Origin of the sequence: Ilumatobacter sp., assembly GCF_965215205.1 — a bacterium.
GTDB lineage: Bacteria > Actinomycetota > Acidimicrobiia > Acidimicrobiales > Ilumatobacteraceae > Ilumatobacter_A.
The window spans coordinates 1,970,609-1,991,281 of sequence record NZ_OZ244049.1 but is presented as its reverse complement, the minus strand read 5'-3'; the positions used below and the strand labels follow the sequence as shown (position 1 = coordinate 1,991,281).

At 73.8% G+C, this 20,673-nt stretch carries 19 protein-coding genes; 5 read left to right on the top strand and 14 right to left on the bottom strand.

The features are described from left to right. Positions 1–11: 11 nt before the first annotated feature. The 4 genes from ACOOHC_RS09335 to ACOOHC_RS09320 are packed head-to-tail and all read right to left on the bottom strand — an operon-like array spanning position 12 to position 5,588. Positions 12–1,805 (bottom strand): hypothetical protein, encoded by a 1,794-nt coding sequence (locus ACOOHC_RS09335; RefSeq protein WP_420453717.1) that lies wholly within the window; start codon positions 1,803–1,805, stop codon positions 12–14. Continuing rightward, complete coding sequence (locus ACOOHC_RS09330; RefSeq protein WP_420453716.1) at positions 1,802–3,685, bottom strand: hypothetical protein; 1,884 nt, start codon at positions 3,683–3,685, stop codon at positions 1,802–1,804. The genes ACOOHC_RS09335 and ACOOHC_RS09330 overlap by 4 nt, the downstream gene beginning before the upstream one ends. Continuing rightward, positions 3,682–4,404 carry a polyprenol monophosphomannose synthase gene (locus tag ACOOHC_RS09325; RefSeq protein ID WP_420453781.1) on the bottom strand — a complete coding sequence of 241 codons (723 nt, stop codon included), beginning with the start codon at positions 4,402–4,404 and terminating at the stop codon, positions 3,682–3,684. Before ACOOHC_RS09325 ends, ACOOHC_RS09330 begins: the two co-directional genes overlap by 4 nt. Positions 4,405–4,409: 5 nt before the next feature. Continuing rightward, positions 4,410–5,588 carry a glycosyltransferase family 4 protein gene (locus tag ACOOHC_RS09320; RefSeq protein ID WP_420453715.1) on the bottom strand — a complete coding sequence of 393 codons (1,179 nt, stop codon included), beginning with the start codon at positions 5,586–5,588 and terminating at the stop codon, positions 4,410–4,412. Between the two features lie 76 nt (positions 5,589–5,664). On the opposite strand from ACOOHC_RS09320, the gene ACOOHC_RS09315 reads away from it, so the two are divergent. From ACOOHC_RS09315 to ACOOHC_RS09295, 5 genes are all read left to right on the top strand, one after another. Beyond that, the gene (locus tag ACOOHC_RS09315; RefSeq protein WP_420453714.1) at positions 5,665–7,596 is read left to right on the top strand and encodes a hypothetical protein; all 1,932 of its coding nucleotides are present in this window, start codon (positions 5,665–5,667) and stop codon (positions 7,594–7,596) included. Further along, complete coding sequence (locus ACOOHC_RS09310; protein ID WP_420453713.1) at positions 7,593–8,219, top strand: class I SAM-dependent methyltransferase; 627 nt, start codon at positions 7,593–7,595, stop codon at positions 8,217–8,219. The genes ACOOHC_RS09315 and ACOOHC_RS09310 overlap by 4 nt, the downstream gene beginning before the upstream one ends. Before the next feature lie 77 nt (positions 8,220–8,296). Further along, positions 8,297–9,226 (top strand): lysylphosphatidylglycerol synthase domain-containing protein, encoded by a 930-nt coding sequence (locus tag ACOOHC_RS09305; protein WP_420453712.1) that lies wholly within the window; start codon positions 8,297–8,299, stop codon positions 9,224–9,226. Positions 9,227–9,255: 29 nt separating this feature from the next. After that, the gene (locus tag ACOOHC_RS09300; protein WP_420453711.1) at positions 9,256–10,248 is read left to right on the top strand and encodes a glycosyltransferase family 2 protein; all 993 of its coding nucleotides are present in this window, start codon (positions 9,256–9,258) and stop codon (positions 10,246–10,248) included. A gap of 46 nt (positions 10,249–10,294) precedes the next feature. Beyond that, positions 10,295–11,203, top strand: a complete 909-nt coding sequence (locus tag ACOOHC_RS09295) for a DUF1206 domain-containing protein (protein WP_420453710.1) — start codon at positions 10,295–10,297, stop codon at positions 11,201–11,203. A 67-nt stretch (positions 11,204–11,270) separates the two neighbouring features. Here the strand turns inward: ACOOHC_RS09295 and ACOOHC_RS09290 are convergent, their stop codons facing one another. From ACOOHC_RS09290 to ACOOHC_RS09245, 10 genes are all read right to left on the bottom strand, one after another. Next, on the bottom strand, positions 11,271–12,026 hold the full coding sequence (locus tag ACOOHC_RS09290) for an SDR family NAD(P)-dependent oxidoreductase (RefSeq protein WP_420453709.1): 756 nt from the start codon (positions 12,024–12,026) through the stop codon (positions 11,271–11,273). Positions 12,027–12,126: 100 nt separating this feature from the next. Continuing rightward, the gene (locus tag ACOOHC_RS09285; RefSeq protein ID WP_420453708.1) at positions 12,127–13,491 is read right to left on the bottom strand and encodes an FAD-binding protein; all 1,365 of its coding nucleotides are present in this window, start codon (positions 13,489–13,491) and stop codon (positions 12,127–12,129) included. A 137-nt stretch (positions 13,492–13,628) separates the two neighbouring features. After that, positions 13,629–14,378, bottom strand: a complete 750-nt coding sequence (locus ACOOHC_RS09280; RefSeq protein ID WP_420453707.1) for a class I SAM-dependent methyltransferase — start codon at positions 14,376–14,378, stop codon at positions 13,629–13,631. Then, on the bottom strand, positions 14,375–15,229 hold the full coding sequence (locus tag ACOOHC_RS09275) for a decaprenyl-phosphate phosphoribosyltransferase (RefSeq protein ID WP_420453706.1): 855 nt from the start codon (positions 15,227–15,229) through the stop codon (positions 14,375–14,377). The genes ACOOHC_RS09280 and ACOOHC_RS09275 overlap by 4 nt, the downstream gene beginning before the upstream one ends. 20 nt (positions 15,230–15,249) lie before the next feature. Then, positions 15,250–15,861, bottom strand: a complete 612-nt coding sequence (locus ACOOHC_RS09270) for an HAD-IB family hydrolase (RefSeq protein ID WP_420453705.1) — start codon at positions 15,859–15,861, stop codon at positions 15,250–15,252. Between the two features lie 47 nt (positions 15,862–15,908). Further along, positions 15,909–17,210: a 3-phosphoshikimate 1-carboxyvinyltransferase gene (gene aroA, locus ACOOHC_RS09265; RefSeq protein WP_420453704.1), complete on the bottom strand. Its 1,302-nt coding sequence runs from the start codon at positions 17,208–17,210 to the stop codon at positions 15,909–15,911. Then, positions 17,207–18,301 (bottom strand): prephenate dehydrogenase, encoded by a 1,095-nt coding sequence (locus ACOOHC_RS09260; RefSeq protein WP_420453703.1) that lies wholly within the window; start codon positions 18,299–18,301, stop codon positions 17,207–17,209. Before ACOOHC_RS09260 ends, aroA begins: the two co-directional genes overlap by 4 nt. Then, positions 18,273–19,079, bottom strand: coding sequence for a pseudouridine synthase (locus ACOOHC_RS09255; protein WP_420453702.1), 807 nt, complete (start codon positions 19,077–19,079; stop codon positions 18,273–18,275). Before ACOOHC_RS09255 ends, ACOOHC_RS09260 begins: the two co-directional genes overlap by 29 nt. Continuing rightward, positions 19,066–19,794: an SMC-Scp complex subunit ScpB gene (scpB, locus tag ACOOHC_RS09250; protein ID WP_420453701.1), complete on the bottom strand. Its 729-nt coding sequence runs from the start codon at positions 19,792–19,794 to the stop codon at positions 19,066–19,068. Before scpB ends, ACOOHC_RS09255 begins: the two co-directional genes overlap by 14 nt. Before the next feature lie 56 nt (positions 19,795–19,850). Further along, on the bottom strand, positions 19,851–20,633 hold the full coding sequence (locus ACOOHC_RS09245) for a segregation and condensation protein A (RefSeq protein ID WP_420453700.1): 783 nt from the start codon (positions 20,631–20,633) through the stop codon (positions 19,851–19,853). Between the last annotated feature and the right edge of the window lie 40 nt (positions 20,634–20,673).

Sequence of the window (20,673 nt, the reverse complement as noted above, 5' to 3'; positions counted from 1 at the left end):
GCGCGCCGCTGTCACGGTGTCGGGTCGATGTCGTCCAGGGTGTAGGCGACCGGCGGCTGCCCGTCGACGAACACGACGGTGCCGGGGTCCGCTCTGCGGGCCACCGCCTCGTCGTTCGCCCAGATCGTCAGCCGCTGCCTCTCGGTCCCGTCGCTGCGGCGACCGTCACCGAAGCGGCGGAACTGGATCTCCGACTCGAAGCGGAACTCGACGCCACGCTCGAGGAGCACGACGAGGGTCGGGTAGGTGTAGGGGTGCCCGAAGTACATGTTCGAGTCGTCGACGAGGACCGGCCCCGACAGCTCGACGTCGCGGAGCGCGTCGACGACCGCTGCGACCGATCCCGTGAGCTCGTCGTGGACGTCGGCGTCGCGCACCTGCGACGTCGCCGGCACGTTCGCGACCGCGAGCGCCACCAGGCCGGCTGCGAGGGTCGCGTCGACGACGTGGCGAGCCGCGCGCCCGCCGGCCCGCGTCGCGAGCGCGACGGCGGCGCACGCGGCCCCGAGCACCCCGAACGCGGCGGTCCCCCACAGCACCCGGTAGTTGCCGTCGAAGAGCCCGAAGCTGGAGCTGAGGGGGAGCGACGCCGCGTCGACCACCGCGGCGACCAGCGCGGTCGCAGCGACGAGCGACCCGGTCGCGGCACGCACGTGACCCCGCCACCAGGCCAGCACCGCCGACGCCACGGCGCCGGCGATCACGACGACGAGCAGCGCCACCCGGGCGTCGCCGCCGAGCGCGTCGGCCGGCACGTAGTCGGCGTACCCCGGCCGCAGGTACCCGCGCGGTGACACCACGACCCCGGCGACCAATCGCAGACCCGTGACGAACCCGGGGCTCTCGGGCCCCCCGCCGGAGGAGAGCACCCCGCCGAGGTTGCCCGATCCCGCCACCTGGTCGACGATGGTCTGCGCCCATAGCACGATCGCGACGGCCGACGCGACGACGATCGGGAGCCGCCACGACGACGCGTCGGTGGACGATCCCGCCGATGCCGTGGCACCGGAGCAGCGGCGCAGCGCGATCACCCCGACGACGGCGACGGGGACCGCCAGGGCCGCCACGGGGATCGGGTAGCTGAGGTGGGTCTGGGTCAGCAGGCTCCCCAGCACGACCACCGGGACGAGCGCCCACCGGATCCCCGTGATCGTGGCCCAGATCGCGACGAGCAGCCCGACCCAGGCGATCAGGAGGTACTGGTGCTGGGTCGGGGTGATCAGCAGTAGAGAGCCGAGCTGCCACGTCAGCAGGCTCACGGCCGCCATCGCGGGCAGCACGTGCGCGACGCCGGCGAGGCGTCGGATCAGCCAGGCGATCGTCACGATCACCGCGGCGTGGACGGCGACCGTCCCGATCGCCGTCCCCCCCATCGGCGCGATCCGGGTGAACGGCGCCAGCAGGTCGAGCTGCATCGGTCCGAGGTTGTTCACCGATCGACCGACGTCGAGCGACCCCGACGACCACGCGCCGAGGAGGGGGTGGTCCTCGGTGCCCACGTCGAGCGATCGCGCGGTGAAGTAGGCGGCGTCGCCGATCGGGACCCACGGGCCGAGCGCGGCGCGCACCCCCGCGACGACGACCGGGACGAGCGCGACGACGACCGGCACGACCACGCGCAGCCACCACGAGACGGTGCGCTCGGACCCGTCCGCGGCGTGCCGTCGGGCTCCGACCCTCGACCGCTCGTGCCCTGCCCGCCGACCCGCTGCCCGCCCGCGCCCCGGCGGCTCGTCCGCGGTGTCGTGGGCGGCGCCGTCGACCGCCGGGCCGACGTCGGGTCGATCCGGGCGCTCGGAGGTCAACGACGGGCCTCCGCGAGGAGCGCGACGGGCCGGGGCGACAGCAGCAGGTCCGCGCTCAGCGCCTGGGCCCTCTCCGAGATCCGCGGGTCGGACGTGACCGCGAAGAGGTTCTCGTCGACGGCCGCGACCAGGTCGTCGAGGCCGTCGGCGCGGAGGTCCGCGATCAACGCCGCCCGCCGCCCGTCGTCGATCGCCCGCTCCTCGGGTGATCGCACGTCGGCCGATGCCACCACCTCGACGTCCGCGTCCGCCCGGCCCCGTTCGACGAACACCCCGGTCACCAGCCGCAGCTCGCGCGCCGGAGCTCCTTCGGCGACGGTCAGGTCCGGGGTGATCGGCACCTCCCAGAACTCGTCCATCCGGGCGTCGAAGCCGGCTCGCCGCAGCTCGCTCACCAGCCCGAACGCCTGGCTCCCGAAGAACGAGGCGTCCTGGAAGCGGACGACGTGGGTGGCGCGCGGGTCCAGCGCGGCGGTCGCCTCGTCGAGGATCACGCCGACCGGCTCACCCAGGTGCGCCTCGGGGTGGTCCGTCGCCGGAGCGCGCGCGCACGACACGACCGTCACGACGCCGATCACGGCGACCGCCGCCGCGGACAGGCGCTCGGGAGCCAGCGCGGACGCCGCCGCCCCGCCCGATCCGCGCAGCGCCGCGACCGTCGTCCAGGCGATCGCGACCAGCACCAGCGTCGTGGTGATCCACGCCCACAGCGTGAGGTAGAACCAGCGGACCCCGAAGATCCGCGACATCGACACCACCGTCGCCCCGAGCGCGACGGCGAGCACGAGGTGCAGGTGGACGAGCGACCGGTGCCCGAGGCGGACAGCGACGACGAAGGAGGCGACGAACGCCACGAGGACCGCGATCGCGCTCCACACCGGGCCGTCGGAGTCGGACGACGCCTCCACGAACCGCCCTCCGCCGGTGAGGAGGGGGACGAACCCGGACGCGACGTCCAGGTGGCGCAGCGCGAGGCGCGCCCCCGCGACCCATCCGATGGCGTCCTCCGAGGGCGATCCGAAGTGGTCGAGGAGGCGGACGAGGTTGCCGTCGTCACCGCCCCGGATCTGCTCGACGACCGGAGCCGCCCACAGCGCGACGAAGGCGCCGGCGGTGACGATCGGCCACCGCCACGACGCTCCCCCGCCACGGCGGCCACCGTCGATCGCACCCGTCGCGCCGCCCTCGCCCGTCCGGTGCGCCCCGCGCGGGTCACCGCCGCGGATCCGGGCCGATCGCAGCCGGCGCACGACGGCGACGCACAGCGCGAGCACGCCGAGCCCGCCGGCCATCGACAGGTACGGGATGTGGGTGCCCGCCGCGTACGAGGCCGCGACGACGAGCGGGACGAGCATGGCGTCGTCGCCGTCGAGCACGGACCACGTCGACAGCAGCACGACCAGCCACGCGAGCAGCGGCAGGTACGGGTTCCACGGTTGGGTCAGCACCGACGCCCCGTAGCCGGCGACGGCGATGGCGACGACGGCGGCGACGACGAGGGCGCCCCCGAGCCCCGCCCGCCGACGCCCGATCCAGATCGCGACCGCCGCCCACCCGAGCGCCAGGACCACCGTCGAGGCCTCCATCGCCCAGGCCGACCCGCCGAGGAGGCGGTACCCGGGAGCGAGGGCCCAGAAGCTCAGCGGCCCGGGGTGGCTCCCCTGGTCGGGGAGCTCGCCGATCCGGCCCGGCAGCCCGACGAGCGGGGTCGACCCCGTCCCCACGTCGCGCAGGCGGATCTCGGTCATCGCGAGATCGAGCACCGGGTACCACCGGCGCTGCGCCAGGGCGACGACCGCGACGATCAGCGGGAGGGCGACCACGACGGCGAGCGCGCCGGTGGCGAGCGGAGCCGGGACCCGCCCGAGGCGGTCCCTCATCGGCGGGTGAGGCGTCGCGCTCGGTCGCCCAGGCCCCAGCGCGTGACCAGCAGCATCGACTCGACGATGATCCGGCCCGACATCTTGGAGCGGCCCTGGGTCCGGTCGCGGAAGATGATCGGCGTCTCCACGATCGTCGACCCCGCGACCGTCAGACGTCGGACCAGCTCGGTCATGAACGCGTACCCCTCGGCGGAGGTCGACGTGGGGTCGATCTCGGCGAGGGCCGTCGCGCGGTACGCCCGGTAGCCGCCGGTGCAGTCACGCGGCGCGACCCCGAGGATCCACCGGGTGTACGCGTTGCCCCACCGCGACAGGAGCTGGCGACGGATCGGCCAGTCGGTGGTCCCACCCCCGGTCACGTAGCGGGATCCGATCACGAGGTCCGCGCCGTCGTCGACGAGCTCGAGCATGTGGCCGATGCGCGTCGGGTCGTGGGAGAGGTCGGCGTCCATCGTGACGACCACGTCGTAGCCCTCGACGACGCGTGCGAACCCGTCGCGGTAGGCGCTTCCGAGACCGCTCTTGCCCGGTCGGCTGAGCACCTCGATCCCCCCGAGCTCCCGTCCCACGCGCTCGGCGATCAGCGCGGTCCCGTCGGGGCTCCCGTCGTCGACCACGAGCACGTCGGTCTCCGGGGCCGCGTCACGGACCCGGCGCAGGAAGGTCTCGATGTTCTCGGCCTCGTCATAGGTCGGGAGCACCACCACGCTGCGCATACGGCTCACGACGGTACCCGTCCGCCGCGATGGCGCCGAACCGCCTCGTGGAGCACCTCGATGACCCCCAGCGCCGAGGCGTCCCAGCTCATCGAGCTCGTCCGGCTCCGTGCCGCGTCGCCGAGCCGGCGCCGCAGCCCCTCGTCGCGCAGCACGCGCACGATCGCCGGCGCGAGCTCACCGGGGGGCGCCAGCAGCCCCGTGACGCCGTCGACGACCGAGCTGCGGTGACCGCGGATGTCGGTCGCGACGGCGGGGGTGGCGCAGCCGGCCGCCTCGGTCAGGCTGAGGCCCCACCCCTCGGCGAGCGAGGCGCTGGCGACCACCCACGCGCGCCGGTAGATCGCGACGAGCTCGTCGGCGTGGAGGCGACCGGTGAAGCGGATCCACCCCTGCGCTCCGAGCTCGGCGACGCGGGCCTCGAGCAGGGCTCGCTCCGGACCCTCGCCGACGACGGTGAGGGTGACGTCGTCGACCTCGGCGCGCACCCGGGCGACGGCGTCGAGCAGGAGCCCGAACCGCTTGACCGGAGCGAGTCGCCCGACCGCGACGATCGAGGGTCGAGGGCTGCGCTCGCCCCCCGGGGAGAAGCGGGGGTCGGTTCCGTTGGGGACGGCGCGCACGCGCGCCGGGTCGAACCCGATCTCGATCAGCTCCTGGCGCGTCGCCTCCGACGGGGTCGCCGTGAGGCCGCGTCGGTACACCCGCGGCGCGATCCGGCTCTCCAGCACCCGCCCGGCCGCGGCGATGGGCCCGGGGAGGATCTGGTCCCACATCGGGCCGTGCACGTGGTGCAGGAACAGCATCCGGGGGTGGCGGCACCACAGCGGGGTGAGGAACGGCACGGCGTTCATCACCTCGACGATCGCGTCGTGGGGGCCCATCCTCCCGGTGAGCTCGGACGCGATCGCCCGGGGGAACACCGAGTAGCGGCTGCCCCGACGCACGACGCGGTACCCCGCCCGCTCGGCGACCGGGGCGCGTCCCGCCGCCGCCGAGGTCCGGTGGGTCACCTCCAGCCCCGCGGCGGCGAACCGGCGCTCGAACTCGTCGGCGTGGACCTCGGACCCGCCGGCGTCGGGGTCGTCGAGGTCACGCCAGGCCAGCACGTGGACGCGACGCACGTCGGCGCGCACCAGGTCGTCGGCGCGACGCCGCAACTCGTCGATCTCGTCGGCGGACACCGGGGCGACGATACGCACCGCGGCCCCCGGACCGATGGACCGCCCCGGGACGACACGGCCACTACGATCCACCCGCTTGCAGGACGTGACCGACAGCCCGACGCGGCGGACCGACCCCGCTGCGTCGCACGACGCGACGACGCGCGCCGACGAGGTGACCCCGTTCGTGCTCGGCGGCGCCGTGCGCCCGTCGGTGCGTGGCGCCGTGGCGCTCGCCACCCTGCTCGCGTTCTGCGCCCTGCCGGTGCGCGGCCTCTACCGCGCCACCGGTTCGTCGATGGAGGAGGGCTTCATGCTCGTCTTCCCCCGCCTGGTGCAGCAGGGCCGGGTCCCGAACGTCGACTTCCTCCACCTGTACGGACCGGGCTCGCTCGACGTCCTGTCGGTCTGGTACCGGGTGTTCGGGTACACCCTGGAGGCGCAGCGGACGTTCGGCCTCGTGCAGAACCTCGGGATCGTGCTCGCCGCCTACGCCCTCGCCCGCGTCGCGGGTCGCACGGCCGCCGTCGGAGCCGGGGGTGTCGCGGCGCTGCTGATCATGACCCCGATCGGTCTCTCCGCGCTCGCGTGGCACGGGGGCGTGGCGCTCTCGATGTGGAGCGTCGTCGTCGCGCTGCGGGCGCGTCGCACCGGGCACCGGATCGACTGGGCGGGCGCGGGAGCGCTCGCGGGCTCGGCGCTGACCTTCCGACCCGATCTGACCGTCGCCGTCGCGCTGGCGCTCGCGTTCTGCGTGTGGGCCCACCGTCGCTCCGGGTGGCGACCCCTGGTGTGCGGGGCCGCGGTCGGCCTCGTGCCGATGTGGGTCCACCTCGTGGTCGCCGGCATCGGACCGTCGATCGACGGGATGGTGATCGACCCCGTCGTGCGGCTGCGGCCGGGCCGCGAGCTCCCCCGGCCGCCGTCGTGGGGCAACCTCGACGGCACCCTGCAGATCGTCGCCGAGACGTTCCCGCCGTGGTGGGGACTCCCGGCGCCGGCCGCCGAGAAGCAGATCTTCACCTGGTTCTTCCTCGTGTGCGCCGTCGCCGTCGGCGTCCCCGCGTGGGCGTGGATCCGTCGCCGTCGCGGCGATCGCTCGCCGGTGACGACCGTGCTCGTCGGAGCGGGCCTGCTCGGGCTCGGGATCCTCCCCCAGGCTCTCCAGCGGCCCGACTCCACCCACCTGGCCTGGGTCGCGGTGGCGTCGTGGCCGCTCGTCGTCGTCCTCCTCGCCGACGTCGTCGCACGGCGGCGGTCGGTCGACCGGGAGCGGGGCGGCGGCCGCCCGGACGGACCGAGCTGGTGGCCGGGCCTCGCGGGGACGCTCACCGTGGGCCTGGTGATGCTGGTCGTGTGCCCGTTCTTCACCTACCGCCACTACGTGCTGCACGCGCGCGTGTCGGCGGGCGACCTCCCGCTGCCGTTCCTGGTCGAACGAGACGGTCGTCGGTTCTGGTTCGGCGACCCCGTCGCAGCGGGGGCGCTCGGCGAGATGGTCGTCGAGCTCGACCGCCGCAGCGAACCCGGGGATCGACTGGTGGTGGGCCCGGCCGACCTCAGCCGGGCGGTGTACAGCGACGTCTCGGTCTACTACCTGTTCCCCGAGCTCGAACCCGCCACCTACTTCGTGGAGATGGACCCCGGTCTCGCCGACGTCGCCGGTTCGGGCCTCGCGCAGGACATCGCGTCGGCCGACTTCGTGGTGCTCACCAACCTGTGGACCGGGTGGCGCGAGCCGAACGCGTCGTCGGAGTTCCGGTCCCAGGAGCACAACCGCGCGGTCGCCGACGGGTTCTGCCTCGTCGGGCGGTACGCGGAGAACATGGTGCTGCTGTTCGAACGGTGCGAGGGTGGGGGTGGCGTCCTCCCCCAGGAGGTGCCCGGGCCCTACCCGCTGCCGGAGGACCCGCTGCCCGCCGCGCCCGACCCGCCCGAGCGCGACTCGCCCGAGGCGGGTGCGGCGAGCGGGGGTTCGCACGACGCACGGGACGACGAGGTCGCGACGATGGAGGAAGCGCCACGATGAGCCACGAGACGACGACCGAGACGGGTGCGACGGAGGTGCCGACCGGCAACACCTACGACAAGTACGCCTCGACGAACCCGGTCGAGCGGCGGATGATGGAGGGCTTCTTCTCGGCCTTCGACGCCGCCCTCGACGGCCCCGTGCCGACCAGCATCCTCGAGGTCGGCGTCGGCGAGGGGATCGTCACGGCGAGGGTGCACGAGCGGTTCCCCGATGCGTCGGTGGTGGGGATCGACCTCCCCGACGACGACCTCGCCGAGCACTGGCGCGAGGCGCACCTGGCGTGCGCGTTCGGCGACATCACCGCTCTGCCCCTCCCCGACGGCTGCGTCGACCTGGTGCTCGCGATCGAGGTCTTCGAGCACGTCGATGACCCGTCCGCTGCGCTCGACGAGGTCGCCCGGGTCTGCGGGGGCACCCTCGTCGCCTCGGTGCCGCGCGAGCCGATGTGGCGGATCGGCAACATGGCCCGCGGCCGCTACCTGCGCGACCTGGGCAACACCCCGGGGCACGTCAACCACTGGGGCCGGAGGACCTTCGAGCGCTTCGTCGACCAGCGCTTCGACGTGATGGACGTGGCCACCCCGCCGCCCTGGACGATGATCCGCGCCCGTGCGCGCTGATCCCCGGTGACCCCCGCCGACGGAACCGGATCGGCGCCGCCTCGCTCGGATCGGCGCCGCCACCGCGGGCGCGGACGGTGATCGACCGCCAGCGGCTCGTGTCGTTGCTCGGGCTGCTGATCGGCGTCGCCGGCGTCGCGTTCGTGGTGGCCAAGGTCGTGCGCGACCGCAACGAGTTCGCGGACGCCCTCGCGCAGGCGAACCCCGGGTGGACCCTGGCGGCGCTCGCGGCGGGCGCGGGTGCCATCTCGTCGATCGCGCTGAACTGGGTCGCGCTCCTGCGCCGGCACCACCCGGTCCCCCGGGCGCGGGCGGTGGGGTGGTTCTACGTCGGCCAGCTGGGCAAGTACGTCCCCGGTGGCATCTGGCCGGTGATCGGTCAGGCCGAGCTCGCCCGCCGCGGCGGGGTGGACCGCCCCGGAGCGTACGCGGCGACGGCGATCTCGATGATCGGCACCCTGCTCGGAGCCGTCACGGTCGCCGCGGCGACCGGCCTGGCCACGGAGGGTCGGCGGCTCCTCGGCGCCGCCCTCGCCGCCGGGATCCTCGCAGGGCTGCTCGTCGCCGCCGACGGCCGGATCCGCGCGGCGGTCGGATCGCTGCTGGCCCGGGTCGCGCGCCGCTCGATCGAGCTGCCGACCGCCCGTGTCCTCGCCCGCCAGGCGGCGCTCCACGTCCCGGTGTGGGTCGCGTTCTCCGCCTGCCACGTCGGCGTCGCCGTCGCCCTCGGATCCCGACCGGGCGCGTCCGCGATCTCCGAGCTGGCGTTCGCGACCTGCGTCGCGTGGGTCGCGGGCTTCGTGATCGTCGGCCTCCCGGGGGGCATCGGCGTGCGCGAGGCGGTCCTCGTGTCGCTGACCACGCCGCTGCTGGGCGCGGGGGCGGCGGTGTCGTTCGCCGTCGTGTCGCGCCTCGTCACGATCGCCGTCGACCTGCTGCTCGCGGCGGTCGCGGTCGTCGGATCACGATCCGGGCGATTCGTGGCCGCTGACGGCGGAGCGGGCTGAGCACGTCGGGCCAGTACGCTCCCCACCACATGTCCCGGCCGGTCAAGTTGGTCATCCAGATCCCGTGCTTCAACGAGGAGGAGACGCTGCCGATGACCGTCGCCGACCTCCCGCGCCGGGTCCCGGGGATCGACGTCGTCGAGTGGCTGGTCGTCGACGACGGGAGCACCGACCGGACCGTCGAGGTGGCGCGCGAGCTCGGGGTCGACCACGTCGTCTCGCACCAGCGCAACCGAGGGCTCGCCGCCGCGTTCACGACCGGTCTGGATGCCGCTCTGCGGGCGGGCGCGGACGTCATCGTCAACACCGACGCCGACAACCAGTACGACGGCCGCTCGATCCCCGACCTGGTGGCCCCGGTGGTCGACGGCACGGCCGACATGGTCGTCGGCGAGCGCCCGATCGAGGGGATCGACGACTTCTCCCGGTCGAAGAAGGCGCTGCAGCGCATCGGCAGCTCGGTCGTCCGCCGCTTCTCGGCGACGGGGGTGCGCGACGCCGCGAGCGGCTTCCGTGCCTACAGCCGCGACGCCGCGATGCGGGTGCAGGTCTTCGGCCGCTACTCCTACACGATGGAGACGATCATCCAGGCGGGGTGGAACTCGATGACGGTCGTCTCGGTCCCCGTCGGCGTCAACCCCAAGACGCGCGAATCGCGCCTCGTGCGCAGCGTCCCGCAGTACGTGTCGCGCTCGGGACAGTCGATCGTGCGCAGCTTCGCGCTGTACAAGCCGTTCCGCTTCTTCTTCGCGGTCGGCCTCGTCCCGTTCGTCGCCGGGGCCGCCCTGCTCCTGCGCTGGCTGGTGCTGTACGCCGTGAGCGACGTGTACACCAGCCGCCTCCCGAGCCTGCTCACCGGTCTCGGGCTGGTCCTCGTCGCCGTCCAGATCTGGAGCGTCGGGTTCCTCGCCGATCTCCAGGCGGCGAACCGTCGGGTCCTCGAGGAGCTGCGGGTGCGACAGCGGGCGGTCGACCTCGAGCGGCCGTCGGATCCGCCCCGCCACGAGCGCGACCGGGCGTGAGCGCCCTCCCGGGCTCCTCCGGGTCGCGTCGGGTCGACGGGCGTCGATGAGCGCCCACGTCGACCCGTCCGACGAGGCCGAGCACATCTCGCGCCGCGCCCGACTCGATGCGCTCGTCGAGCAGCACCCGATCGTCGACCGGCTGTTCCGCGCCGGCTGGCTCGCCCGGGGCGTGGTGTACACCACCGTCGGTCTGACGGCGATCCCCGTCGCCCTGCAGCAGGCGCCACGATCGTCGGACGCGTCGCCGACCGGCGCGCTCGGGCGGATCGCGGACCTCCCCGGCGGGCGGGTGCTGTTGGGTGCGCTGGTGGTGGGGATGGTCCTCTACGTGATGTTCCAGCTCATGAGCCTCGCCCTGATCCGCGGGACCGGGTTCTTCCGGTGGTGGCGGCGTGCCGGGCACCTGGTCGCCTCCGTGCTCTACTCGCTGTTCACCTGGAGCGCGGCGGAGGTGGCGCTCTCGGGGGATCGACCGAACCGGTCGAGCCTGCTCGAGCGCGTCTCGAGGGCGGTGCTGGAGAACACCGGTGGCCGGTGGCTCGTCGGCGTCGCCGGGCTGGTCACGATGGGCGTCGCCGGCTACTTCGCCCACCGCCACGTCGTGCAGCGCGGGTTCGCCGACGGCCTGTCCGACATCGAGAGCGCTCCGACCGACAACGGCGTGCGCGCCGGGACGATCGTGGTGCTCGGGATGGTGGGGTGGATCGGGCGGTCGACCGTGATCTCGCTGATCGGGTTCTTCGTGCTGCGCGCCGCGATGACGTTCGATCCCCGCGAGGCGCGCGGGTTCGACCGGGCGCTGCGCGCCACGGCGGGGTCGACCGTCGGGTCGATCCTGGTCCTGCTGGCGGCGCTGGGGTTGCTCGCGTACGGCGTGTTCTGCATCGTCAGCCACCGAGCCCGCACGATCCACGACATCGAGTCCGAGCTGGAGGCGGCGGAGTCCCCCTGAAGCGGCGGGGTCCCCGGGTCGACCGCGATCTGCCACGGCCGCAGCGGGCGCCCGCTCAGCGGCGAGGTCAGCGGTCGAGGCGTCGCCAGAGGGGGCCGGGCAGGGCGCGAAGCCCGGCGAACACGAAGCGCAGGATCCCCGGCGCCCACACCACGGAGCGGCGCGAGCGCAACCCCGCCACCACCGCGGCGGCGACGTCGTCGGGATCGCAGGCGAACGGCGCCTCCTCCATCCCCTCCGTTATCGAGGAGCGCACGAAGCCGGGGCGCACCGTGAGCACGCGCACCCCCGAGCCGTCGAGCGCGTGGCCGAGCCCGGTGGCGAACGCGTCCTGGCCGGCCTTGGTGGCGCCGTAGACGAAGTTCGACGGTCGGGTGCGGACCCCGGCGACGCTGGAGAGCACGACGAGCACGCCGTGGCCCTGCTGCCGCAGCCGGTCGGCGACGGCGATCCCCGAGCTGATCGCGCCGGCGACGTTCACGTCGACGAGGCGAGCGGCCGCGACCGGGTCGGATCCGGTCTCGGCGTCACCGAGCTGTCCGAACGCCTGGACGACCACGTCGAGGTCCCCGTGCTCCGCGGCGATCCGTTCGATGGTCTCCACGTGGGCGGAGTGGTCGGTGGCGTCGAAGTCGACCTCGGTGACCGTGACGCCGGCGGCGAGCCCGTCGACGGTCACCGGCGCTCCCCCGGAGCCGCCCCGGTGGGCGAGCACGACCGTGGTCAGCGCCGGCGAGCTCAGGGCACGGACGATCGCGTGCGCGATGTCGCTGCGCCCTCCGAGGACGAGGACGGTCTGGGGTTGGTCGAACGCGTTCATCATCGTGGGTCCCTCCGCGGGTGGGTCGTCGATCGCCTCGTCGTCGATCGCATCGGCGTGGCGTTCGTCGGGGTCGACGGTGCGCGGCCGGAGCCTCGTCCGGTCACAGCAGGTCGAGCCTCCTCGCCTGGTCGCTCGCCCACGCTCCGTCGGGGTCGACGGAGCGCCGCACGGCCTTCCACTCCTCGAGGCGCGGGTAGCCGCAGGCGACGACCTCGGGGGTGGCGAACGCGTCCTTGGCCAGGTAGTGGCGCCCGCCGACGCCGAGCACGAGGTCGTCGAGCTCGCCGAGCAGGCTCCCGAGGCCGTCGACCCCGGCGGGCAGGTCGAGCGTGAGCGTCCATCCGGGCCGGGGGAAGCTGAGCATCCCCCCGCTCTCGTCGCCGAACCGCTTGAGCACGGCGAGGAAGCTCGCGTGACCCTCGCCCGCGATGGTCTCGACGATGCGGCGCAGGGTGTCGACGGCGGAGAACGGGACGACGAACTGGTATTGGAGGAACCCGTGACGCCCGTACAGCCGGCTCCACTGGCCGACCATGTCGAGGGGGTGGAAGAACCCCGTGAGCGACTCGGTGCCGTGGTGCCGGCGGGGGGTCTTGCGGTACCAGAGCTCGTTGAACGCACGCACGGCGAGCCGGTTGAGCACGTTCGGGACGCCGGCGGGGACGTCGGGGAGCACGGGCGGGTCGAAGTCGAGGGGGGAGCTCAGCGCGGACGGGTCGAGCTCGGTCAGTTCGTCGAGGGTGGCGTGGTTCCCCATCGACAGCACCGAGCGGCCGAGGTGGCGTCCCGTCGCGACCAGGTCGATCCAGGCGACGCTGTAGCGGTACAGGTGGTCGCTCGCCTCCATCTTCTCGATCAGCGCGTCGAGGTTCGGGACCCGCTCGGTGTCGACCACGCAGTGCCGGCTCTCGATGGGGATCAGGTCGAAGGTGACCTCGGTGATCAGGCCGGTGAGGCCCATGCCACCAATCGTCGCCCACCACAGGTCGGGGTCGGACTCGGCCGTGATCGACCGCTGCGAGCCGTCGGCCATGAGCATCCCGAGTCGCCGGACGTGGGCTCCGAACGATCCGTCGGCGTGGTGGTTCTTGCCGTGGATGTCGCTCGCCACCGCCCCGCCGACCGTCACGAAGCGCGTGCCGGGGGTGACCGGCACGAACCAGCCGACCGGGACGATCGCACGCAGCAGCTGGTCGAAGCTGACGCCCGCATCGACGCTCGCCGTCCCCGCGACGGCGTCGACGCGGATCGGGTCGTCGCCGGGCTCCAGCTCGACCACCACCCCTCCCCCGTTCTGCGCCGGGTCCCCGTAGGAGCGGCCGAGGCCGCGCGCGATGGCGCCGCGGGAGTCGGTGAGCGCGTCGAGCCCGCCGGCGCTCAGCTCGTCGAGCGTCGCCGAGACGAGTGCGGAGACGCTGGGAGCCGTCCGGCCCCAGCCGGTCAGTGATCGCCGCTCGATCTCCACGAGCCATCGAGGCTACTGGTCGACCGGCATCGACACCCGGACCCCGCCGTTCGACCGGGTCCCCCGTCGCAGCCGGGGTCCGACCCCACGTGCGATGCCGAGGCGGGCGGCGGCGTCGGTCGCCGCCGGCGGGGCGCTCAGTACGGCCACTCGGGAGGGGTGCGACCGGTCCGCTCGAGCGCTCGGCCGAGGCCGAGGGTCAGCAGCACCTTGAGCCCGAGGTTGCGCGCGAACCACGGGATCTGGGCGAGCTGGCGCGCCGCGTTGCGTCCGCGGGCGGCGGCGCCGGGTTCGAGGTCGGCGCGGTAGATCGCCATCGACCGCGAGCGGCCGACGTAGCGGAACCGCCCGCCGAGCACCAGCGACCGGGCGATCGCGAGGGTGACGCCCACCGAGGAGAACGAGTCGTGGATCAGCAGCGTCCCGTCGTCGGCCACGCGATCCCCCCACGACTCGATGTCGGCGAGCGCCGGGCGGTAGCGGTGGGCGCCGTCGACGTACAGCACGTCCACCGCGCCGTCGACCGAGGCGTACGCGGTGTCGGAGAACTGGCGCAGGTGCCGCACCCGGTCGCGCACCCCCGCCGCCTCGAGGTTCGCGACGAACGCGGCGTGGTCGTCGGCCGCGGCGTCGACGAACCCCTCGATCTCGCCGGGGCCGCGGTCGTTGCCGGCGTGGGGATCGATCGCGACGATCTCGACGGTGGGGTCCGCCGCGGTGGCGAGCACGATCGTCGAGCGCCCGCGGAAGCTGCCGATCTCGACGATCCGGCCCCCCGGCGGGCACCGGCGCGCCGCCTCGTGGAGGGTGGCGCCCTGGCCGGGGCTCATCCACCCCTCCACGTCGTCGACGAGAGCGAGGGTCTCGGGGAGGTCGGGTCGGGTCATGAGGTGTACACCGCCAGCGCGTAGACGAAGATCCAGATGGCCCCGGACATCTGGAGCACGCGATCGCTCGCGAACACCTCCTCGGGGGCCGAGCCCTCTCCCCGCTCGAGCACCAGCAGGTACCGGAACAGGGCGACGATCATCGGTACCACCGACAGCTCGTAGAAGGGCAGCTCGAGGTCACCCACCGGGTCGAGCTCGCTCGTCTCGAACGCCCACACGCAGTAGCTGATCAACGCTCCGCCGAGGCTGACCGACAGCAGGATCCGGAGGAAACCGGGGGTGTACGTCTCGAGCGTGGCCCGGGTGCCGGCCGCCGTGCCGACCTCGTTCAGCTCGGCGTAGCGCTTCCCGATGACGATGAACAGCGAGCCGAAGGTCACGCACAGGACGAACCACCGCGACATCGGCACGTCGACGGCGACCGCTCCGGCGGCGGCGCGCAGCACGAAGCCCGACGCGACGGTGACGAGGTCGATCACCGCGACCTCCTTCAGGCGCACGGTGTAGGCGGTGGTGACGACGAGGTAGGTGGCGACGACGGCGACGGTCTGCCACCGCCCGGTGGCCGCGCACAGCAGGAGGGAGGCGACCGGCAGGGCGACGCCCGTGGCGCGGGCGACCCCGAGCGGCACCCGCCCCGCCGCGAACGGTCGGTTCCGCTTGGTCGGGTGCAGGCGGTCGGCCTCGATGTCGCGCAGGTCGTTCCAGACGTAGATGCCGCTCGCCGCGAGGCAGAACGCGACGAACGCGACGACGGTGCGCCACAGCGAGGACGGATCGTCGAGCACCCCGGCGGCACCGGGGGCGGCGAAGACGAGGACGTTCTTCAGCCACTGCTTGGGCCGCATGGCGGCCAGCATCGAGGCGATCACGACGCCCGCCCACGACGTCCGACCCAGTGCGCCACGTCGGCGTCCGCGAGCATCTCGCGGTCGCCGGCGGAGTCGCCGTACGCGACGAGGCTCACCCGCGAGCGATCCCCGTGGTGCCGCTCGATCCACTCGTGGAGGCGGCGGACCTTCTCGGGGCCGCGGCAGTTCGGCCCGTGCAGCGCCCCGGTCGCCACCCCGTCGCGGACCTCGAGTCGCGTGGCGAGGACCGCGTGGGCGCCGAGCAGCGTCGCGAGCGGACGCAGGTACAGCTCGAACGAGGCCGACACCAGCACCACCTCGTCGCCGTCGGCGACGTGGTCGCGCAGGTCCTCGACGGTGTCCGGGCGCAGCCACCCGTCGTGGACCTGCTCGGCGAACTCCCGCGCGAGGCGCTCGAGATCGTCGAGGCGGCGGCCGCGGAACGCCGCGGCCGCCGCCAGCGCCTTGAGCTGGTCCCGATCTCGTCGAACGACGACCGGACCGAGCCGGTGGGCGCCCGCACCGAGGCGCGACGCGATCGTGCGCGCCCCGCTCACCCGGCGCATGAACGGCACCACGCAGTCGCGGGTCGTGAGCGTCCCGTCGACGTCGAAGGCCGCGACGCGCACCGATCGCTCGTGGGCGATCGCCGACGTCGAGCCCGCCGGGCGACGGTTCACGCGACCGACGCCGGGATCGAGTCCAGCGCCTCCCAGAACCCCGGCCAGCTCTTGGTGACGACGCCGGGGTCGACGACCTCGATCCCGGGGACCGCCAGACCGAGCACGCCGAAGGCCATCGCGAGGCGGTGGTCGTGGTGGGTCTCGAGGCGTGCGCCGTGGAGCGGACGACCGCCCTCGATGGTCAGCCCGTCGTCGTCGACGGTGACCGCCGCACCGGTCTTGGCCAGCTCCGTCGCGAGGTCCCCGAGGCGGTCGCTCTCCTTGCCCCGGATGAACCCGACCCCGGTGATGCGCGTGGTGCCCTCGGCCGTCGCGGCCAGCACCGCGACGGTGGGCACGAGGTCGGACACGTCCGCCATGTCGACGTCGACCCCGCGCAGCGCCGCGTCGGCGCGTCGCATGACGACGGTGTCGGTCTCGGCGAGGGTCACCAGGCACCCCATCGCCTCGACGATCGAGCCGAACGCCGCGTCGCCCTGGAGCGACGATCGACCCAGGCCGGGGACCGCGACGGCTCCTCCGGCGATCGCCGCCGCGGCCAGCGGGTAGCTGGCCGACGACGCATCGGGCTCGACCTCGTACGCACGGGCCCGGTACCGCCCCTCGCCGACGTGGACGTGGCGCTGCGCGATGTCGACCTCGTCCGCGCCGAAGGCCCCCATCACCGCGCGCGTGATCTCGATGTAGGGCCGGCTGACGAGCTCGCTCGACAGCCCGAGACGGAGCCCGTCGCGGATCAGCGGGGCGACGAGCATCAGCGCAGTGACGAACTGGCTCGACACGTCGCCGGGCATCACGAGAGCGTCCGCGCCGCCGACCGGCCCCGAGACGGTGACCGGGAGGTGACCCCAGCTCCCCGCGGGTTCGATCCGGGCGCCGAGCGCGTGCAGCGAATCGTGCAGCGGCCCCATGGGGCGCGCCCGCAGCGGCGGATCGCCGTCGATCTCGTAGGGACCGGGGCCGAGCGCTGCGACGGCGGTCACGAAGCGCGAGGTCGTCCCCGCCAGGCGGGTGTCCAGTCGGATCGGCCCAGGAGCGAGCGCGCCGCCGGTCCCGGTCACGACCGCCGTCGTCGTGCCGTCGAGCGTCGAGATCTCGATCGGGGTGCCGAGCGCCTCCAGGCACTCGACCATCGCGACGGTGTCGTCGCCGGGGGCGATCCCGACGATCTCGGAGCGCCCCTCGGCGAGCGTCGCGCAGATCAGCGCACGGTTGGCGATGCTCTTCGACGGCGGGACGCGGACCCGTGCCACGACCGGCCCGTCCGCCGTCGTCACGGCCCGGACGTCGCTCACGCGAGCGCCTGGACCGAGGGACGGAACCCGCGTGCGATCAGCCCGCCGCGGAACAGCTCGCCGTGGGCCTGGTCCACGAGCACGACGGCGACGCCCCGGTTGGACTCCGCGACGTGGACGACCTCGAAGTTCGCGATGTTCACCCCGAGATCCGCGGCGAGGGTGAACAGCTCGGCGGCGGCCCCCGCCCGGTCGGGGATCGGGATCCGCACCTCGGCGATGCTGTCGGGGTGGACCACCCTGCTCGGCAGGTTCGCCCGCGCCTCGCGCGCCTCGGTCAGGCGGTCGAGGATCGTGGACCGGCTGCCGTCGTCGACGGCGTCGCGCAGGCTCGTGAGCTCCGCGACGAGGCGGTCGAGGGCGCCGACGATGGCGACCCGGTTCTCCTGGCAGATGTCGACCCAGATCCCGGGACGGCCGCTCGCGACCCGGGTCATGTCGCGGAAGCCTCCGGCCGCGAGGCGGAGCAGGGCCGCGTGCTCGATCGATCGCTCGGCGGCGAGGCCCATGAGGGTGGCGGCGGTCAGGTGGGGGACGTGGCTGACGACGGCGACGACCTCGTCGTGGCGCTCGGGGGTGAGCGCGACGACCTCGGCGCCGAGCCCGGTGATCACCGAGGTCAGCCGGGTGAACACCGCGTCGTCGGCGTCGTCGTCGGGTGTGAGGACCCAGATCGCGCTCTGGAACAGGTGGGGATCGGCCCCGTCGAGGCCCTCGCGCTCGCTGCCGGCCATGGGGTGGCCGCCGACGAACCGGCGATCGGTGACCGTCGCGCAGATGGGTGCCTTGACGCTGCCGACGTCGGTGACGATCCCGCTGGTGCCCGAGAGCGCCGTGCGCACCGCGTCGGCCCCGCGCAGCACGGGGACGGCGACGAAGGTGATCTCGGCGTCCCGCCGGAGGCCGACGTGGTCGACCACCCCACGGCGCAGCGCCTCGTCGGCGACCGACCCGTCGTCGTCGATCCCGGCCACCGACCACCCCCGCTCGGCGAGCGCGAGCGCGATCGAGCCACCGATCAACCCGAGGCCGACGACGTTCGCGCGCCGGGCCGCGGGCCCGTCAGCGTCGGGCACCGTCGCGCTGTCCACGGGCGGCGATGGTAGTTGCGACGGCGGCCACCACGGCATTGCGCTCCTCGGTGGTCCACTCCCTCCACTGCCCCGGCTGCAGCGTGCGGTCCGACAGCGGTCCGATGCGCGTCCGCACCAGCCGGCGGACCGGGTGCCCGATGGCGTCGCACATCCGACGCACCTGGCGGTTGCGACCCTCGTGGATCGTGATCCGCAGCACGCCGGGCTCGGGCTGGGACACCTTGGCGGGGGCGGTCGGGCCGTCGTCGAGCTCGATCCCCTCGCGCAGGCGGCGCACCGCTCCGGCGGACACCTTCCCCCCGGCCACCTCGGCGAGGTACTCCTTGTCGACGCCGTGGCGCGGGTGGGCGAGGCGGTTCGCGAGCTCGCCGTCGTTGGTCAGCACGAGCAGGCCCTCGGTGTCGAGATCGAGCCGTCCGACCGAGAACACCCGGGGCTCGCTCGGCACGAGGTCGACGACCGTCGCACGGCGGTGGGTGTCGGCGCTGGTCGTCACGACCCCTGCCGGCTTGTTCAGCAGGTAGTACACGAGACCGGGTCGGACCCCGATCGGCGCTCCGTCGACCTCGACGACGTCGACGTCGGGGTCGATCCGGCGGCCGAGCACGGCGACCTCGCCGTCGACGGTCACGCGGCCCGCGGCGATCAGCTCCTCGCACGTCCGGCGGCTGCCGAAGCCGACGGCGGCGAGCACCTTCTGCAACCGGTCGCCACCCCCGAGCGCGGCGCTCTCGCGGGCGCGCTGCTCCCACAGCGGCGGTTCAGGAGAGGACATCGCCGCCTCCCGTGCCGTCGGCCGGGCCGCGGCGTGCGTCGGAGCGCGTCTCGGAGCGCGCGGTCGAGACGTCGATCTCGGGGGTGACGCGCAGACCCTGCTCGAGCACCTCGACGACGTCGGGCCCGGGGATGTACTCGGCGATCGGCGGCAGATCGTCGATGGAGGCCAAACCGAGCTTCTCGAGGAAGCTGTCGGTCGTGCCGAACAGCACCGCCTGGCCGGGCCCGGGATCGCGACCGACCTCGTCGATGTAGCCACGCGCCTGGAGGGTGCGCAGCACCCCGTCGGGATCCACGCCGCGGATCGAGGCGACCTGCGATCGCGAGATCGGCTGCTTGTAGGCGACGATCGCGAGCGTCTCGAGCGCGGCCCCGGACAGGCGGGCTCGCTGGTCGTGGAGGAGGAACCGTTCGACGTAGGGCGTCAGGTCGCCGGCGGTCTGGTAGCGGACGCCGCCCGCCACCCGCACGAGCTCGAAGCCGCTGCGCTCGGCGCGGTACCGCTCGGCCAGCTCGTCGCACCACCGCTCGACGAGGGCGGTCGGCTGCTCCAGGAGCTGCGCCAGCAGCTCGGTCGGGACCGGGTCGTGGGCGACGAGCACGATCGCCTCGATCGCCCGCCGCTGCTCGGCGGCACGGTCCTGGGTGTCACGATCCTGGGTGTCACGGTCCTGGGTGTCACGGTCCTGGGTGTCACGGGTGTCGTCGTCCATGGGATCCATCGTCGGTGGGCAGCGGGAGCGTGCGGGGGGCGGGCGCCGAGGTCGCGTCAGCCGTCGTAGGCGTCGACGAGGACCGCGTCGCCGTCGACGTCGCCGTCCGCCGTCCACCGCACCTCGATGTCGCCGAATCGGGCGGGTTGGTCGAGCTCGACGAGGCCTTGCTTGAACAGCTCGAGCAGCGCCAGGAACCGCACGATCACCTCGATGCGGTCACCGAGGTCGGCGGTCAGTCGGCGGAACGAGATCTGCCGGGCGCGGGGCAGCTCGTCGAGCAGCTCCGCCACGGCGTCGGCGACCGTCACCCGGATGGGGTCGACGTGGAACAGGTCGACGACCGGGACGGGCCGTGGGGTGAGGGCGCGCACGGCGGCCCGACGGATCGCCTCCACCCCGGTTCCCTCCAGCATGTCGGGCATCGTCGCGGCGAATCGCTCGTCGGGGCCCACGACCCGGGGGAAGGAGCGGTCGGCCTCCTCGGCGAGGCCCGCCAGCACCCCGGCGACGTCCTTGAACGTCTTCGCCTCGAGCAGGCGGGCGAGCAGCAGGTCGCGCTCCTCCCAGAGCGCGAGCTCCTCGTCGAGGTCGGAGTCGGCCTGATCCGGCAGCAGCCGGCGTGCCTTGAGCTCGACCAACGTCGCCGCGATCAGCAGGAAGCCCGTGGTCACGTCGAGGTCCAGCGCCTCGGCGAGCTGCATCCGCTCGATCTCCTCGAGGTACGCGTCCACGATCATCGAGAGGTTGACCTCGTAGATGTCGACCTGGTCGCGGAGGATGAGCTGGAGGAGCAGGTCGAAGGGGCCCTCGTACACGGGCGTCGCGACGTCGACCATCGTGTGCGGATCCTACCGCGGTGCGATCGGCGCTCGACGG